Here is a 16,559-nt window from a genome sequence, read left to right as displayed (position 1 = left end):
TTTTATCGTTGAATTAAAGAGGGCTACCGCTTTACATTAAAGTGAAGGCATGTACACGCATGGCAAAAACAGACAAAATAAACTTTTCTAATCCTAGTGGTTTTCCAGAATTTCTTCCTAGTGAGAAACGTCTAGAATTATATTTGTTAGATACCATCCGTAGGGTATTTGAAAGCTATGGATTTACGCCTATAGAAACACCAGCAGTAGAACGTTTAGAAGTACTACAAGCTAAAGGAAATCAAGGCGATAATATCATTTATGGTATTGATCCCATTCTGCCACCAAATCGGCAAGCAGAGAGGGATAAATCCGGCGAAACTGGTTCGGAAGCGAGAGCTTTAAAATTTGATCAAACAGTTCCTCTAGCGGCTTATATTGCCCGTCACTTGAATGAATTGACCTTTCCCTTTGCTCGCTACCAAATGGATGTTGTTTTTCGCGGAGAGAGGGCAAAAGATGGGCGTTTTCGTCAGTTCCGTCAGTGCGATATTGATGTAGTTGCGCGTCGTGAACTTAGCTTACTCTATGATGCTCAAATGCCTGCAATTATCACCGAGATATTTGAAGCAATTAATATTGGTGATTTTCTCATCCGCATAAATAATCGAAAAATTCTTACAGGTTTATTTCAGTCGCTAGGGATTGCAGAGAATAAAATTAAATCCTGTATTGGCATCATTGATAATCTAGAAAAAATTGGTGAATTTAAGGTTAAGCAAGAGTTAGAAAAGGAGGATATTTTAGCAGAGCAAACTCAAAAAATTATTGATTTTATTAAAATTGATGGTACTGTTGATGAGGTATTAGATAAGCTCAAGCATCTCGCGCAAAATTTGCCAGAAGCAGAGCAATTTAGTCTGGGAGTTGCTGAAATAGAAACGGTGATAGCAGGCGTTCGTAATCTGGGAGTTGCGGAAAATCGTTTTTGTATAGATTTAGCGATCGCACGTGGTTTAGATTATTATACTGGTACAGTTTACGAAACTACCTTAATAGGACATGAAGCCTTGGGTAGTATTTGCTCTGGCGGCAGATACGAAGAATTAGTAGGAACATTTTTAGGCGAAAAAATGCCTGGTGTAGGCATTTCCATCGGTTTAACTCGTTTAATTAGTCGCTTGCTAAAAGCTGGTATTCTTAGTACCTTAGCTGCTACACCAGCCCAGGTAATGGTAGTAAATATGCAAGAAGATTTGATGCCCATTTATTTAAATGTGTCTCAAATGCTGCGTCAGGCTGGCATTAATGTTATAACTAGCTTCGACAAGCGAGCTTTGGGTAAACAATTTCAGCTAGCTGATAAACAGGGGATTCAATTCTGCGTAATTATTGGTTCTGAGGAAGCCGCAGCACAAAAGTCTTCTCTCAAAGATTTGAAAACAGGTGAGCAAGTAGAAGTCCCATTGGCAGATTTGGCTGAAGAAGTGAAACGTAGGCTGACGTAAATCCTTAGACAGAGTGTTATGAATAAACCAATCAAGCGAGCTTTTTTAGACACCGAAGATGGTCAAATTCTTTACAGGATTGGTGGTGAAGGAGAGCCTCTTTTGTTATTACATATGAACCCGCGTAGTAGTGATGAATATCACGAATTAATGCCAATTTTGGCAGAAAAATACCGCGCGATCGCAATGGATTTTATGGGTTTTGGAGATTCTGATAAACCGCCAAGGTTGTATTCGATAGCTGACTACGCTAAAACTGTCATTGCTTTGTTGGATGAGTTAGGTATTGAAAAAATAAACATTCTGGGAAATCATACGGGAGCTTTTGTTTCTGGAGAAGTAGCAGCAGCTTATCCAGAACGTGTTAATAAATTAATTTTATGTAATGTGGCTGGCTTCGGTGAAGCTGGAAAAGCCGATTTAATGAAGAGATTTAATGAAGGTTTTGTGATTAAAGAAGATGGTTCACACTTGATAGATAGATGGTTAGCTCGTACAAGGTATGTAGGTTCGGCTAAATTAAATCATCGATGGGTTTTAGATGATTTAAAATGCTTTGGCCATCCTTTATATGCAGTTTGGGCTGTGGGAAATTACTGCATAGAGGCCGCAGAAAGATTTAGTTTAATTAAATGTCCAACTCTGATTCTCTGGGGAATTGATGATGTGGAAGAATTTGAGAGATTGGGTTTAGCAATAGCACAAGATAGATATTTTCTCTCTCAAGCTGTTCCTCATGGTAAAGTTGTCGAGTTATCAAACGGAACTATTTGTATGATGAACCAAATACCAGAAGAAATTGCAAAGGTAGTACTCGAATTTTTGGATGATGTAGATGCTATCTAGACAAAACAGCTGTACACTTAATCTCAATTATCAATCCTGGCGTAGATAAACCAGTAATGCCGATGCCAGTCCAGGTAGGATAGTTATTAATAAAATAGCGGTCTTTTACTTGCATAAACAATTGTAAAAATGGAATAATATGCAATGGTTGATTGCAAGCAGTTGCTTCAGCTTGGAATTCCCCTAAACCATTACCAGTGACATGGTAAGTAATCATTTCTACAACATCATCAAAGTTAGCCCCTGCTGCATCCAGTACCTTTTTAACATTTTCAAAAGCCTGAACAAACTGGGCTTCTATACCTTGAACAATTTGTAAATTTTCATCTCTGCCTACCTGTCCAGAGATATACAAAGTATTACCAACTTTAACACCAGGGCAATAATGAAATTTCTCATAGAGAATCTCCATGCCTTTAGGAACGATCGCTTCACGAGTAGACATCACAAATTTCCTATAATGTTTTTAGCGGTGATCAGATCCCCGACTTCTTGAAGAAGTCGGGGATCTTGCAGCCCCGTAGTCTATCTACTCTTTTTTGGACTTTAAATAGCGTCCTCTAGGTGCACCTATTACCTGTCCGCGATTGTAAATTATGTTACCTCGCAAAAAGGTTGTTTTGACTTGTCCTGTTAACTCAACTCCTTCAAAGGGTGTGTAGCCTTGCTGCGACTCAGACTCAGCAGCGCGAACAATAAAGGTTTCATTCGGATCTAACAGTACCAAATCAGCATCGTAACCAACTGCAATGTCACCTTTTGAACTTAACCCAAACCTTCGTGCAGGATTCCAACTTAATAACTTAGCCATGTGATTGTAAGACATTCCCCGCTTGCTACCTTCACTAAATACACCAGAAAGTAAATATTCTGTACCACCAAAACCAGACTTCGCTAACCAAATATTATTCGGGTCTTTAGCACTTCTTTTTTGTTCAGCAGAACAGCAAGCATGGTCACTAACTATCCAATCTACTTGATGGTTAAGTACTGCTTGCCACAAATATTCTACGTCAGCACGGGGACGAATAGGGGGGTTAACTTTTGCCCAAATTGTATTAGGAGTATCGACATCTAATAGCAAATGTCCGACAGTAACTTCTCGCCGAAAATTAATATGAGGAAAAGCAGTTTGCATAGTTAAAGCTGCTTCCATTGCCTTACGCGAACTCAAATGCAACAAGTTAATATTTGCACAGTTAGTTTCATGTGCCAAATAGGAAGCAATGCAAATTGCTAAACCTTCAGAATGAGGGGGACGTGCTGCACTATATGCGCTTAATCCGCTAAGACTAGAGTCATTTTCAACTATTTTGGTGTAGGCGTTGAGAATTTCTGCAACTTCACAATGCAAACTCAAGCTGATAGTATCTCGCGCTTCTGGATGTGCTTCCATCAAGCGAGTTAGACCGCGCATAATAAATTCAAAATGGGCGAAGTCGTAGCGTTCCTCTTTATTAATCATCAAAAAGAGGTTTTGCTGGTCTGACAAACCATGCAACCCATAACCGCCATAAAACATGAAGATTTTAAACGAAGATATGCCATGTTCCTCAAATAGTAAAGGTATTTCGTCGATATGCTGGCTAGCTATAGGTGCGATGTGATAGCCATAATCTACAAAAAAATTATCTGCGGATAATGCCAATACTTCTGGGAAAAAATCGCGGTAGGAACCGCCTTTGTTGAGATAATACTGTCCTGTACGGATGTAATTGAGACTAGTTGTAACTCCCCCCATTGCTGCTGCTTTGGTTTCAGTCACAGCATCTTTATCGAGGGGTTGATAGATACCGATGTGCATGTGGGCATCCACGACCCCAGGAAAGCCCAGCAGGTTTTTGGCATCAAATACTTCTTTGGCTCTGTCTGGGCTAATATCAGGGGCAATCTGAGCAAATTTCTCATCTTTAATTCCTAAATCAAGTAGTTCAACAGCATCCTGATGGGGACGAACTACTCGCACATTTTTGATAATTTTGTCTAGTATGGGAGTTTCAGACACAGTAGACCTTACACTAAAATGAGTAAATAATCCAAAGTTTTAATGTTCAAATATAATATTATTCCACTTAAGTATTATATAAGTTCAGAATCATACCGAGATACAGACTAATTGCTCAGAACTACTCTCCTACGGTGCGATCGCAACTTAATATGTCCGAAGTATTGTTATAGAAGTTGATGAATTTCGTTGACTGCATTGGTTATTAAAAATGATGCCTTTTCAATTTCTTCTTTGGTTGTAAATTTACCAATACCAATTCTTAAAGCTCCCTCAATTACATTATTTGAAAGATTCATAGCTTGTAAAACGTGAGAGGGTGCAACAACACCTGATGAACAAGCTGCACCTGTAGAAATAGCTAATTGGTGGCGAACTCTAGCAATTATGGCACTATTAGGAATATCTGGGATAGAAATATGTAAGTTACCTGATAAACGGTTGTTTAAATCTCCATTCACCACAGCGAAGCTCGCCGAAGGCATCGCGTATGCGGCATTTTTATAACCGTTATCTCGCATGGCTTGGACTGCGAGGTGGGTGGGTACGATATCATGGGCGTTATTCATGGGTTTTCCTCCAAACGTCTTCCCAATTGTGAAAGGCTGATGCGACTGAACCAAAACCGGGGAGTTGACTATCGACAACCGTGACAATTTCGGCGGTATGCCAACCAAATTACTAAAGTGGGTTCATTGTTTCTTAGGCGTAAACCCAATTAGGGCTAAAACCTTGTATAGTTGCTAAAGAAATTAAAGGTAGAGTTGTTATTCTATAAGCCTTAATCAAAACTTCTAAATTTAATAAATCATCAGCCTGACTTACTTTTAATTCAGATACAAATGACTCTGTATATTTTAACCATTGATTGTTAGATATATTTTCGTAGGCAATAGTTAAACCTTTATGTTGTAATTCTACAAAAGCCTTAAAATATTCTTCAGATGGTAAATTATTAGACTTAGAAGAATTAACATATTTTGTCGTTGGAATTAAATTCCATAATTGATCATGAGCTACAAATGACCAAGGCAGATAATGATCTAATGAAATTTCATCCTTATCCAATTTAACTTTAGAATAAATACATTCAATATCCCGATGCTTTAAAATAGTTTTCCAATATTTAATTTGATTTGCCAAAGAATCTCTCTCTTGTGGCATGAATAATTTATTAACCACATTAGGGGTACTGGGGTTTCCTTGCTGCATATAATTTAACCATTCCCAAGATGCCCAGCCCCTAACTATTGTATAATTTTCCTCTAAATATTGAATCCAATCTGGATGTAAAATAATGGCGTTACAATTTCTTTGGTCTTCCGCGTTGAAGCAATATAAAGGCTTTTTAGTATGAAATTGATTGTTAGCTAAATTAATTATATCTGGATTAACATCATAATCCTTTAATCCTCTAGTCTCTTGAGTAAAGAAAGGACGAATTAAACGATAGGAAACATAGCGATTAATAGAAACAACAATATCATCAAGATTTTGGTGATTAATAGTATTGCGTAAAAGCTTTTTATCTGTATCTCTAAATTTTAAAATTGGTTCTGTAATTTCTAACTCAAGAGTATCTAATTTATTAGCAATTTGGTCTTGTATTCCAAAAGAGAGCTTAAAATATTTGTGAGGATACCAAGCATTAGCTAACATTTCCACAATAATTTCTTGAAAGCTAATAGGTGATAAAGTATCAAATTTTCTTCTTTTGAGAATATCTAGTAATGATAAAAAATATAGGTACTTGTAAGAATTAGTTATATTATTAAATATTCGAGCTAAAACAGTAACATCAACTTTGTCTGATAGCGGTAAATCTTGAGTAATGATTTGATTTTTAAGTAATATTAAATCTCCTAAATATACTTGAATAAACTCATTTGCGGCTGATTGATTAATTTTATTTAATGCCTTAACAATCTCTACAACAGTTTCAGCAGTAGGGTCAATTTTTTCGTGATACCAACGGAAGACAATTGGACGCTCAACACCTAAACCTGTCGCCAGTTGGCTTTGGCTGATGTTGTAAGACTCTAAAACCTGTCTGAGTGCTTGTCCTGCTTTTCCCATAGTTTTCATTATGACAGGACAAGGAGTAGACTTTGTTAACTTTTGTGATAACTAATTTTTTGAATTTAGTTAGCATTTATGATAACAAATGTCCTAGAAAACATTGAATACTATGCAAGTAGACAATTGGCAAATGTTCGATGAGGAGGGGAATCTAGCCGTTTCTCAGATGATGCAAGAGATTAAACAGGCCCTTTATAACCAACCTTTGCCAAAAGTACGTAAGCAACTTCACCAAAAAATTCAAGAGGTTTCAAAAAGACATGGTGAAGTTTATGACACAGAAGTTAGATATAGAATCTCATCTCGGTTGACTTTTTGGGCTTCTGAAGTTCATGATCTTAAATCTGTTTTTGGTTTTAATTCTCAATACTGGAAGCTGTAACACTATCCCTCAAGAGTTAGAACAGAACTATTTAGAACAGTGATGCTGCATACATCTGTCATAAGAACATTACTTAATCTTTTAACCTACGCTTCATTTCTAAATATTGCTGGAACTTGGGATCAGATATGCACTGATCAATGAACTTCTCTAGTTCATTCTTCATTGTGCTGTCAATAAATTGACAGTACTCCTTAAACAGCTCCTTCTTACCCTCTGGAAGATAGAAACCAAGATACTCTTGTCCCTGACGCTTCTCTGTCACAAACAACTCTTGCATATCATCAAGACTCATCATAAATCGTTAAGTTTCAATATACCTTTTGTAGGGTATATATAGTACGTACGGTACAGTTAGGCATGAAAGAGATTAATCCCACTTTGCAACATTAAACAGGTGCGTTATGGCAGAAGAATTTGTGAAATTAGAAGATAACAGCAGCAATCAAACCCAGGTCAGCAGAGAAAAGATAAAACACATATTAGTTGGTAGTCCTAATTTAGTCAGGAGGACTATCCAGGTTTTACATACTATAGGTTATGCAGAAGTAGGCTCTTGGTCTAAACCTGTAATAGCAGGTAGTTTAGGTGAATCAGGTGATGTAGTGAGTCTATTAATTAGATAGCAAGTCTAGGAAATAAAACGTGTAGGCAGTTGGAGCGATCGCGCCAACTCTTGATAATTTAAATAACTAGAGGATTCCTAATTAAATGACGCGTTTCATACATGACAAATTTGCCAAGGACTATCTGGAAGAATTACTAAAAGATTACGGAGAAGTCAAGCCATCAGAAAAAGTCTCAGGAGAGATTAAAGAAATAGATGTTTTCTTCACTCCTGACAAACAACAAAGCTCTAATTTACAAATACTGGGTTTGCTGGGAAGATTTGCTGAAAATCCTGCACTCATAGAACCCTTCCGCAATCCAGCTTCTACCGATGAAATATGCGACTGTATTCTAAAATTATTAGAAGTTAAGGCTCTCCTGCGACGAGAATCAAAAGCAAATAAAACCAAACTTCAAGACTCAGAAATTCCCAAATTGTGGGTTCTTACTCCAACTGTATCTGAAACTAGATTGTCTAGCTTTGGAACTATGCAAAAAGACGGTTGGTTATCAGGAGTACATTTTCTGCCAGAAGCCTTGCGAACAGCAATTGTAGCGATACATCAACTACCACAGATACCTGAGACGTTATGGTTGAGGCTTTTGGGTAGGGGAAGTGTGCAGTCACAAGCGATTATCGAGTTGCAAGCGTTACCATTAAATCATCCATACCAAAAAGCAACACTCGAATTAGTTTACAACTTGCGCGAAAACTTGAGAGTAAATCAAGAATTAGAAGCAGATGATCGGGAGTTAATTATGCGGCTAGAACCACTTTATCAAAGAGACAGAGAACAAGCCAAACAAGAGGGAAGGCAGGAAGGAGAACAAGACTTAATACTGCGTCAACTCAATCGCCGTATTGGGGAAATTAATGAATCATTAATCGAACAGATTAAAGGATTATCTATTGAACAATTAGAAAATTTAGGAGAAGGATTATTAGACTTTTCCAATGTTGCTGATTTAGAAACTTGGTTAAACCAACAATAAGGATAAATCAACAGTAGATTTGATAGGCTCAGAACCCCAACTTATCAAAGAAGTCGGGGATCTTGTTTTGTTATTTGTCCCCATCGTAATACTTATTTTAGCCGAAGTTTTTCCCCGTTATTTCATCAGATCGCTTTTCTTCAATTTTAATAACCGTCTCTGGCAAATCAGCATTTAAAATCCGTTCACTCAACTTTGCCAAAACCGCTTGTCGTAACTGCTGATCGTCAGGTAATTTAGCCAAAAATTCGTCAACAATCTGTTCAACCTGCGATTCTCTCCCATGATCCACCCATAGCATTCGATTGATTTCTTGACCATCTGGACGAGTCATTGTAATTCGTCGAGCTTCAAAACCTTCTCCCTTGGCGGCTACTTCCTTTTGCAAAGCTTCCAGATTCTTAAACCGTCGCACCAAATCCGCTAATTTCATCTCGAATGCAGTGGCATCATCATCTGTCCATGATTCAGCAGGTTTATCCGCAACAATCATCACCAAAGCTTCCAACCACTGAGAATCACTTGCGGTTTCATCGGATGCTGCTCGAATAAAGCGTTTTAGTGGGGATTCAATACATTTTCCGGCTAAATAATTTGCCCTTACCCGCAAATCTTCTCTGAGTTTTGTTTCCTTACTTCTGACCCCAAAGCCTTCATAAATCAGTTTTTGACAATCACTCAATAAGCGATCATAAGCTGTATGAATCTCTCTGAGGGCATGAACTAACTTAGTGCGTAAAGTTTTCGCAGTTACACCATCATCCCCGGCTTCAGCACCGATAGGGGGTAAATTACAAGCTGCTGGTAAAGCTTTAAACAACAAATCATCGGGTTCAACAGTAGTTTGTAATATCTTTAAAATAGCTCTAGGTTCATCTGCAAGCCGTCGGGTTTGTTGAGTATATTTAGGCAGTTTCTTCACAAATTGATAAAGAGGAGTAACCACTGTTAACAGGGTTGCATTACGCACTTTACCCAAATTTTTTAACTGAGGATTGCGTAAAATTGTTTCTAATTCTTTGAATACTTCCGCTCTTAATCCAACTACTGCAAAATACTTAACTGCAAACCGTTCAGGATATTTAACTAATAATTCAAAATGTTCAGTTCCCAATACTGGAATAAATGTACCGTCTTGATAAAGTCCCAAATCATCAGCGTGATACAACAGTACCGCCGCTAAAATCACCGGAACTGCACCTTGTTTCATACCGTAGGGAGGTGCTGCTAAATGTTGATAAAGTAAATCAAAAGTTTGACTTGTTTCTGTTGCTGCTAAACAAAAATTATCAACTGCTTCCCACAGAGAATTCAAACCCGAATTTTCTGATGGTGGGTAAAAATCCCAATACTCATCTTCCTGGCGATAAATCCCTGTTTCTTCTAACAGAGAATAATACATACTAACTTCAGGGCCATAACCTTCTAAAGCTAATCTCTCTTCATTTTGATGCTCCAACATTGCCTGAATCAATTCTCGTCTAGCCTTTACCCCTTGAGAGGTTAAATCTCGACGGTTAATTAATTCATTCCACAAAATTGCACTGCGATGATAAACGCGATCGCAAATCTCAGAAAGCTTACTATTAAAATCAGTAATGTTGTTAAGTGTTTCGACTTGTCCTTGAATCCAACATTGTTGATTTACTCCTACACTAAAGGACTGATTGAGAGTTTCATCTAAAAATTCTTCAGCTTCTTGTAAACGATAATTTACCTCTTTTCTCGCTACCCCATCAGTTTGTAACTCTCTTGCTGTTTTTTTGATATTATTTAAAGCCACAAATTCCAGGGTACGAATTTGCAAGATATCTAAGTTAACTGCACTTAAAATAACTAATGGTTTACCATCACTAGTTGTGGAAGGAACAGAATTAGGAATTTCTTCCTCTACCCAATACCCCACAAAACCGTCTGCATCCGCACTACTGCAAATTAACTGACTCAAATCTTGGGAGTTATCTAAATAATGCCGTTCAAAATAACGTAAAGTTCCCTTTTGATAACTGTGACGTTGAGCAACTAAAGGCCTTAAGGGACGGTGGAGAGATAACAGTTTAACTAAAGGCGATCGCTCTTGTCCTATGTAATTACTTAACTCACTGTCAACATTAAAATCAGAACCTTGCCAAATCCGCAATTCATCTAATTGACGACGATGAGTAATGAGATTCTGTTTTAGCAGTTTATCAATAATTTGTTGCCAATAATTAATCTGTGCTTCTGACGGGCGATCGCACATAGCTAAAGATACTAACGTTCTTGTCGCTCTCATTGAACCTGTAACTGTAATTAGGTTCAAAATGCCAATGGTTTTTAGTACCCTCAGACTATCTTCTTCTAAGCGTTTAGCATCACTAATTAAATCTTGAACTTCTATCCATCTTTGCAAATTAGGACGAGAAGCTAAACCCATCCCCGCAGCTTCAATAAAATAGTCATAAACCCGATCTAGCTTAAGAGTTGGTAAATGATCATCTCTGACCGATACTTCTTCTAAAAAATTACGAAATGATAAAGGCTCTCCACTGGTTAAAAAGGTGAATAAAGAGCGATCATTTTGAGCATAACGTTGACAGAGAGTTGGAAAGATCAAAGCAGATAAAGGATGTAGCGGATAAACTGCTTTAATAATTTTATCAGTTACTTCTTCATCTACAATTATTGATTCTAAATAGTTACTCCAGTCCTCAGAGTAACTATTAGTAGCGCAACTTATTGTGTCTGATGCTGAAGAATCAATTGCTTCTCCAATCAAGCTCATCATTTGTCCAGATGATTCAGTAAAGGCAATATCCTCAAATCGCCCTTGAATCTTCGCCCATTCGTTTTTTTGAACAGTTGCTAATCTTTGACTATATTCTGCAAAAGCTTGGTGTAAGATACCTAAAATATAAATAGGAGTTTTACTATCTTTTGGTAATTCAGCTAATTGTTGTAAAAGATATAAATCTTCAAAGCCTTGAGCATGAGCAGCATATTCTAAATTTTTACCCAGTTCATCAATAACAAGGAAAATACCAGTTTTAGATTCTTTAGCAACTTCTAACACCAAATTAGGAATTTCTTTACTATCAACTGTTCCACCATCATTAATCTCTGCTTCTAAATCTACCAGCTGACGAACAACATCAATTTTGTTCTTTTGGTTAACAGTCCAAAAACTGTCAACTCCTGTTAATAAAGCTCTGATAATAGTATGACTAATCGGTTCTCTTTGTCCCGTAGCCACAGCCCTAATTAATCCTATCGGGTTAATTTTATCTTGAATTAATTGATAGATATCACTACTTTTACCTAATTTATCTTCAGCTATTGATAAAGCTTTAAGGTACGTTTCATTCTTAGAATGAGCAGCAAGAGAAATTAAATAATGAGCAAAAGCAGATTTTCCAGTCCCATAAACACTGGTTAATGTCCAAGCTCTATTTCCTTCATCTGAATTAAAACTATTTAAAATGCGTTCTAGAGAATCAATTGCTCTTTTAGTAAGAACATAACCCTCTAAAGCTTCCACACTATCTAAATCTCTTTCTAAATTGATTGAACGAGAATAGCGACGCTGGAGACTAAAATAATGGGATAATTTTCTATTAGTCATAGTTGTACTCATTTTTATCAAGAATTATAATATTGCTTTAGAATTACTTCAGCTAAGATCTCTGGCTCATCAGTAAAAGATAACTGAATTAACCCGGCGGTATCCGAAAGAATTATCGCATCAAACTGTTTAGCCACTGTCTCAATAGCTGCACATAAAATATTTTCCGTCAGTTTAAATACCATCCCAGGACTACCTTCATCATAAAGTAGGCTAGGAATATTAATGGTTTTTCTTCCCTGACTTATCCAACTAGCATATTCTAAACAACTAGCGACTATAATTGATGCAGGTAAATTCGCTTTTGTGCCAATTTTAAACTGATAGTTTTTACCAAAATGACGAATTAATCCTAGTTCATTAAAAGGACAATCAATAGAATCTTCAATAGGGGTATTACCTCTAGTAAAATCCTGTGCAACATACATTCGTAAAATACAATTTACATCTTTGATAAAAGAAGAGTCAGCAATATTTTTATTGAAATTCATTATATAATCTTTCAATCCTAATAAAATGTCTTCTTTTGTAAACTCTAAATCCCTAAATATATTAAAAATATAGTACCAAGCAGCAGCTTCGCAAGTAGGTTTTAACAGATTCCAATGTAATAACCATAATGATGCTGGATCTTCTAAATAAGAGTCCCATCCATTGTTTCCTAAAAGCTTTTCCCCGAATGTTGTTGGTAAATTATTCTTATCAAGGATTTTGAAAGCACTACACCAATAGCGAATAGAGCGTACCATATTTTTACCAACACCTAAACGTACAGGAGCATCATCCTGTAAGAAAATTCCTGGATTTTTCTTTGCTGCATCAAATCCTTTTTTCAACCAACCAAAACGAGGGTGAAAAGTTTCATGGTTGGCAAATACTGGATTTACTGGATTTTCAAGATGTTTGAAGTTCAGACTAGTTTGGATCATGGTAGGATGTATATGATAGCAACTATTTTAGTTATTATGGCTCAAAATTAGACAATAGTTTTTATTTACTCAAAAAGTCTTGAAATTTAAATGATATTAATAAATTTATTTTCCCTAAAATTTTGAATGCTGATATAAAATTTTACATGCCTAGCTAAACTAACTCTAAAAAGTCTAAACCAGTCAACATAACATCATTTCCTTAAACCAATTAACATAACAGTTTTTTTGATACATACCAGAATTATAATATTATATATATAGCGTTTCTCTATTGGATAAGGTATATACAGGAGGGCTGATAAGCTAAGTTTGTCAATCAAGGATTTTGGTGTACCTGATGCGAGTAGCAACCGCTTTAGATAGTGGAATTGATCTAATAGCGTATATCCTTACTGTGCAGGAATAGATAAAAGTAATTCTCTGAGAGAGTCTTTGACAAGTATGGAGAATGTATTTATAAGTTTTATTAAACAGATATATCTTAATCTTTGGCTCAAAAAATAACACATTTTAGGCTATTTTTATCAGTTATTTCTTAAAAAACCAATATTTTTTCTTCAGGAGAAAAGACAATGGAAAATTTTAACGAATATCATCTAAATCCACAAGAATTTCCTTTTCTTGAAAGCTTTCAAGATAACTGGCAAGTGATTAGAGATGAGTTTAAACACTTTCTTCAGCAGGCATCTGATGAAGAATTAAAGTTTACTGACGAGGTTTTTGGGCCTAAAAGTAAAACAATCAAAACCAAGGGTAATTCAAAATACAGTGCTTTTGGTATTTTATTTCAAGGGTTATTTATTGAAAAATATATCCAATTGCATCAAATACAATATCCTGATTATGGATCAGATGATGCATCGAAAAAAGCACTTAGGTTAAGAGAGAAATATTTCTCAAATTTGGCTAAAGTGATAGAAAAAGTCAACTTTAGTAATGATGGCGTTATCAGAAATGTGTATTTTGGTACATTCCATCCAGGTTTAGATATCAAGTTGCATGTGAACAATAATCCTCACATGAATCGTGGGTATCTTGGATTAATTGTGCCAGAGGGGGATGTGGCTATGAAAATATGTCATGAGCAGCTTTACTGGTATGAAGGAAAATTCCTGATTTTAGATCACAGCTATCCACACTGTCCGCACAATTACACTGATTATGACAGAACTGTTTTGGTTGTAGACTTTTTTAAACCGGATAAGTCTAGAGAGGAAGTGATACGGTTTGAACAAGAGCAAGTTATACAACGTATGCAAGATAATCCTTACAGTTTAGGTGTTTTTGGTAAAAGCGATAAGGCTAATGAAGAAGATTTTATCAAGTATGGTTTAGCTCATCAGTTAGAGTGGGATAAAGCTTTATAAGGTTAGGCTACACAATAAAAACTCGCTGACGCGGATTGAAAATCAAGAATCTGTTTTTGCAAGTTTGTTATTTTTTTAACATTCGCGTAGCGTGCCGGAGGCATACCGCAGAGACGCGGAGAACGCAGAGAAATTGAGGAGTAAGGTCAATACACGTTTTGGAAATGAATGCAAAAACTTACAGAAAGTTAATAGTAAAGCAACTGAATCAAGATTTTAAATCTGCTGTTGAAGTTGTCGAGATTCCTATTCCCAAGCCTGCTGCTAGTCAACTTTTAATTCAAAACAAATTTGCTGGGATTAATGGTGGTTTTGATACTTTACTTTGTCGTGGTGATGTTCCTTATGTTAACTTGATTCCTCCTTTTGATTTGGGTGTGGAAGCGGTGGGAGAGGTTGTCGCTAGGGGTGAAAATGTTAAAGATTTTCAAATTGGTGATGCTGTAGTAACCACTGTGCGTGGTGGCGGTTATCGAGAATATCAGGTTATTGATGCAAACTTAGCGGTGAAGGTGCGCCAAGCAACACCAGAGTTGCTCACACTAATGCCTACAGGTGTATCAGCTTTAGTTGCATTGGAACAAGTGGGGGAGATGAAAAGTAATGAAGTTGTCTTAGTGACAGCAGCAGCAGGCGGAACTGGTCATATTGCGGTGCAATTGGCAAAGTTAGCAGGTAATCATGTCATTGGTACTTGTAGTTCTGAGGCGAAGGCGGAGTTACTTAAAGAATTAGGTTGCGATCGCATTATCAATTATCATACAGAAAATCTCAATCAAGTCCTCAAGCAAGAATACCCCAATGGGATTAATTTAATTTTTGAGTGTGTGGGTAAACAAGTTTTCGATACTTGCGTTGATAACTTGGCTGTGCGGGGACGTTTAGTAGTAGTAGGTTTTATTTCTGAATATGCGAAGAACTTAGAACAAGTTACCCAACCTCGCATTTATCACCAGCTATTTTGGAAAGCTGCTTCTGTTCGAGGTTTTCTCATGCCTCATTATCAAGAATATATGGTCGAGGCACGCGATCGCCTAATTTATCTCTTCTCTTCTGGTAAACTCAAAGTTGCCGTTGACTCAACCCAATTTAACGGTATAGAATCCATTCCTGCTGCTGTGGAATACCTCTTGAGTGGGCAAAATTGTGGCAAAGTAGTTGTCAGATTTTAGCTACAAATTGAATTTTTTAAACTAACTAATCGTAGTAATTTTATAACCTAAAATCTTAAATTTTACAAAAGTTTAGATATTAAAAGGCAATCAAAATGACACAAGAATCAGAAAATACTTTAAAAGTTGCTCAGCAGGCATTTGAGCATCTAACACATGGTATGGCTACAGGAGAATGGGAAGCATTATTAAATATGCTCACAGAAGATTTTACCCTTTGGTTTCCAATGGGTAAATTTCACGGTTTAAATATAGGAAAAGAGCGAGCTAGAGAGTTTTTCTATTATGTTTCTGAGTCTTTTAATCCAGGGTTGAAGTTGAATTCTCTTGACCGCGTTACTAGCAATGAAACAACGGCTGTTTTTGAGTTTCGAGATGAAGGGCTTTTATTCGGACAGCCTTACAAAAATCGGGTAGCCGTTTCTTTTGATGTACGTGGCGACAAAATCTGTGGCTATCGGGAATATTTTGGTAGTGATGGTAAATCGTATTAAATAATTCGTAATTCGTAATTCGTAATTCGTAATTCGTAATTCGTAATTCGTAATTATTTGATTTCGTTAGTTTCTCTCAGGGTTTAGTTGGTTGATTTCTTTGCACTTAGCTTCTGCGGCTTGATATGCTGCTAAGTAGTCTTGACCACCTAACATTACATCACCATAATACTCATAAGGTGGATCACCATAGATTGGTAGAGGATCGTCTTCTGGATAATCTTCTTTTGATTCTTCAATTACTGCTTTCAGTTTTTTGACGCTCAGGCTTTGTGCTGGAAAATACCAAAGTTCTTGAGGATTTTTATTCAGGTGCGGTAGTGTGGGATCGATTATCATTACTTCTGAGTCGTTGCCTAGCTCAATCCAACTGTGTTCAATCGGTCTGTATGGCTTGCCAGCAAAAGCTAAAAATCCCTGAACATATTTTGCTCCTTCCGTTACTAATGCTGCTTTGTAAGCATTATCAAACGGAGTACTAGCCCTGCTGTTTATGCGTTCAGCAGTTTTGATTGACAGCGTTTCATCCAATGGTTTGTTCATCAATAGCGAGGATTAGAGCAGCCATTAGAATATTTTATCACTTTGACTCATTGTCTTGCAGGGGAGTAGGGGGCAGGGGGGCAGGGGG

General features: G+C 36.8%; 16 protein-coding genes. 8 read left to right on the top strand and 8 right to left on the bottom strand.

Annotated elements, in window-relative coordinates:
* The first annotated feature begins 59 nt into the window (after positions 1-59).
* Together hisS and FNW02_RS02755 are read left to right on the top strand one after the other, a co-directional pair.
* Positions 60-1,448, top strand: a complete 1,389-nt coding sequence (gene hisS / locus FNW02_RS02760; RefSeq protein WP_191756074.1) for a histidine--tRNA ligase — start codon at positions 60-62, stop codon at positions 1,446-1,448.
* An 18-nt stretch (positions 1,449-1,466) separates the two neighbouring features.
* A complete protein-coding gene (locus FNW02_RS02755; protein WP_191756073.1) occupies positions 1,467-2,294 on the top strand; it encodes an alpha/beta fold hydrolase in 828 nt (275 codons plus the stop codon).
* On the opposite strand, the gene FNW02_RS02750 is transcribed toward FNW02_RS02755, so the two are convergent.
* The 4 genes from FNW02_RS02750 to FNW02_RS02735 all read right to left on the bottom strand — a co-directional run bounded on the left by FNW02_RS02750 (position 2,287) and on the right by FNW02_RS02735 (position 6,375).
* Complete coding sequence (locus tag FNW02_RS02750) at positions 2,287-2,739, bottom strand: RidA family protein (RefSeq protein ID WP_191756072.1); 453 nt, start codon at positions 2,737-2,739, stop codon at positions 2,287-2,289. The two genes, FNW02_RS02755 and FNW02_RS02750, sit on opposite strands and share 8 nt — an antisense overlap.
* Positions 2,740-2,823: 84 nt before the next feature.
* A complete protein-coding gene (locus tag FNW02_RS02745) occupies positions 2,824-4,299 on the bottom strand; it encodes an amidohydrolase family protein (protein WP_191756071.1) in 1,476 nt (491 codons plus the stop codon).
* Positions 4,300-4,466: 167 nt separating this feature from the next.
* Positions 4,467-4,868 carry a hypothetical protein gene (locus FNW02_RS02740; protein ID WP_225225384.1) on the bottom strand — a complete coding sequence of 134 codons (402 nt, stop codon included), beginning with the start codon at positions 4,866-4,868 and terminating at the stop codon, positions 4,467-4,469.
* 133 nt (positions 4,869-5,001) lie between these two features.
* Positions 5,002-6,375: an HNH endonuclease domain-containing protein gene (locus tag FNW02_RS02735; protein ID WP_191756070.1), complete on the bottom strand. Its 1,374-nt coding sequence runs from the start codon at positions 6,373-6,375 to the stop codon at positions 5,002-5,004.
* 112 nt (positions 6,376-6,487) lie between these two features.
* On the opposite strand from FNW02_RS02735, the gene FNW02_RS02730 reads away from it, so the two are divergent.
* Entirely contained in the window at positions 6,488-6,760 is a 273-nt protein-coding gene (locus tag FNW02_RS02730) for a hypothetical protein (RefSeq protein ID WP_191756069.1), read from the top strand.
* A gap of 73 nt (positions 6,761-6,833) precedes the next feature.
* Here FNW02_RS02730 and FNW02_RS02725 read toward each other — a convergent pair whose 3' ends face one another.
* Positions 6,834-7,058, bottom strand: a complete 225-nt coding sequence (locus tag FNW02_RS02725; RefSeq protein ID WP_191756068.1) for a hypothetical protein — start codon at positions 7,056-7,058, stop codon at positions 6,834-6,836.
* A gap of 106 nt (positions 7,059-7,164) precedes the next feature.
* On the opposite strand from FNW02_RS02725, the gene FNW02_RS02720 reads away from it, so the two are divergent.
* Positions 7,165-7,386, top strand: a complete 222-nt coding sequence (locus FNW02_RS02720; RefSeq protein WP_191756067.1) for a hypothetical protein — start codon at positions 7,165-7,167, stop codon at positions 7,384-7,386.
* Positions 7,387-7,471: 85 nt separating this feature from the next.
* The gene (locus tag FNW02_RS02715) at positions 7,472-8,362 is read left to right on the top strand and encodes a DUF4351 domain-containing protein (protein ID WP_191756066.1); all 891 of its coding nucleotides are present in this window, start codon (positions 7,472-7,474) and stop codon (positions 8,360-8,362) included.
* Between the two features lie 97 nt (positions 8,363-8,459).
* On the opposite strand, the gene FNW02_RS02710 is transcribed toward FNW02_RS02715, so the two are convergent.
* Together FNW02_RS02710 and FNW02_RS02705 are read right to left on the bottom strand one after the other, a co-directional pair.
* Positions 8,460-11,963, bottom strand: coding sequence for a hypothetical protein (locus tag FNW02_RS02710; protein WP_191756065.1), 3,504 nt, complete (start codon positions 11,961-11,963; stop codon positions 8,460-8,462).
* Positions 11,964-11,980: 17 nt separating this feature from the next.
* On the bottom strand, positions 11,981-12,892 hold the full coding sequence (locus tag FNW02_RS02705; protein ID WP_191756064.1) for a DUF4007 family protein: 912 nt from the start codon (positions 12,890-12,892) through the stop codon (positions 11,981-11,983).
* A gap of 575 nt (positions 12,893-13,467) precedes the next feature.
* Between FNW02_RS02705 and FNW02_RS02700 the strand changes: the two genes are divergently transcribed.
* The 3 genes from FNW02_RS02700 (at position 13,468) to FNW02_RS02690 (ending at position 15,928) form a co-directional block, all read left to right on the top strand.
* Positions 13,468-14,262 (top strand): aspartyl/asparaginyl beta-hydroxylase domain-containing protein, encoded by a 795-nt coding sequence (locus FNW02_RS02700; protein ID WP_191756063.1) that lies wholly within the window; start codon positions 13,468-13,470, stop codon positions 14,260-14,262.
* 164 nt (positions 14,263-14,426) lie between these two features.
* On the top strand, positions 14,427-15,434 hold the full coding sequence (locus FNW02_RS02695; RefSeq protein WP_191756062.1) for a zinc-binding dehydrogenase: 1,008 nt from the start codon (positions 14,427-14,429) through the stop codon (positions 15,432-15,434).
* Between the two features lie 95 nt (positions 15,435-15,529).
* Positions 15,530-15,928, top strand: coding sequence for a nuclear transport factor 2 family protein (locus tag FNW02_RS02690; protein WP_191756061.1), 399 nt, complete (start codon positions 15,530-15,532; stop codon positions 15,926-15,928).
* A gap of 66 nt (positions 15,929-15,994) precedes the next feature.
* On the opposite strand, the gene FNW02_RS02685 is transcribed toward FNW02_RS02690, so the two are convergent.
* Positions 15,995-16,471, bottom strand: coding sequence for a hypothetical protein (locus FNW02_RS02685; RefSeq protein WP_191756060.1), 477 nt, complete (start codon positions 16,469-16,471; stop codon positions 15,995-15,997).
* Between the last annotated feature and the right edge of the window lie 88 nt (positions 16,472-16,559).

Origin of the sequence: Komarekiella delphini-convector SJRDD-AB1 (assembly GCF_014831675.1) — a bacterium.
Lineage (GTDB): Bacteria > Cyanobacteriota > Cyanobacteriia > Cyanobacteriales > Nostocaceae > Komarekiella.
Note: the sequence above shows the minus strand (reverse complement) of the source record. Positions and strands in the feature narration are given on the sequence as shown.

Bases quoted from the DNA above. Each gene is read 5' to 3' on its own strand.
- FNW02_RS02690 (WP_191756061.1), top strand. From the start codon at position 15,530: ATGACACAAGAATCAGAAAATACTTTAAAAGTTGCTCAGCAGGCATTT.
- FNW02_RS02735 (WP_191756070.1), bottom strand. From the start codon at position 6,375: ATGGGAAAAGCAGGACAAGCACTCAGACAGGTTTTAGAGTCTTACAAC.
- hisS (WP_191756074.1), top strand. From the start codon at position 60: ATGGCAAAAACAGACAAAATAAACTTTTCTAATCCTAGTGGTTTTCCA.
- FNW02_RS02725 (WP_191756068.1), bottom strand. From the start codon at position 7,058: ATGATGAGTCTTGATGATATGCAAGAGTTGTTTGTGACAGAGAAGCGT.
- FNW02_RS02755 (WP_191756073.1), top strand. From the start codon at position 1,467: ATGAATAAACCAATCAAGCGAGCTTTTTTAGACACCGAAGATGGTCAA.
- FNW02_RS02685 (WP_191756060.1), bottom strand. From the start codon at position 16,471: ATGAACAAACCATTGGATGAAACGCTGTCAATCAAAACTGCTGAACGC.
- FNW02_RS02695 (WP_191756062.1), top strand. From the start codon at position 14,427: ATGAATGCAAAAACTTACAGAAAGTTAATAGTAAAGCAACTGAATCAA.
- FNW02_RS02740 (WP_225225384.1), bottom strand. From the start codon at position 4,868: ATGAATAACGCCCATGATATCGTACCCACCCACCTCGCAGTCCAAGCC.
- FNW02_RS02700 (WP_191756063.1), top strand. From the start codon at position 13,468: ATGGAAAATTTTAACGAATATCATCTAAATCCACAAGAATTTCCTTTT.
- FNW02_RS02705 (WP_191756064.1), bottom strand. From the start codon at position 12,892: ATGATCCAAACTAGTCTGAACTTCAAACATCTTGAAAATCCAGTAAAT.
- FNW02_RS02730 (WP_191756069.1), top strand. From the start codon at position 6,488: ATGCAAGTAGACAATTGGCAAATGTTCGATGAGGAGGGGAATCTAGCC.
- FNW02_RS02715 (WP_191756066.1), top strand. From the start codon at position 7,472: ATGACGCGTTTCATACATGACAAATTTGCCAAGGACTATCTGGAAGAA.
- FNW02_RS02720 (WP_191756067.1), top strand. From the start codon at position 7,165: ATGGCAGAAGAATTTGTGAAATTAGAAGATAACAGCAGCAATCAAACC.
- FNW02_RS02710 (WP_191756065.1), bottom strand. From the start codon at position 11,963: ATGACTAATAGAAAATTATCCCATTATTTTAGTCTCCAGCGTCGCTAT.
- FNW02_RS02750 (WP_191756072.1), bottom strand. From the start codon at position 2,739: ATGTCTACTCGTGAAGCGATCGTTCCTAAAGGCATGGAGATTCTCTAT.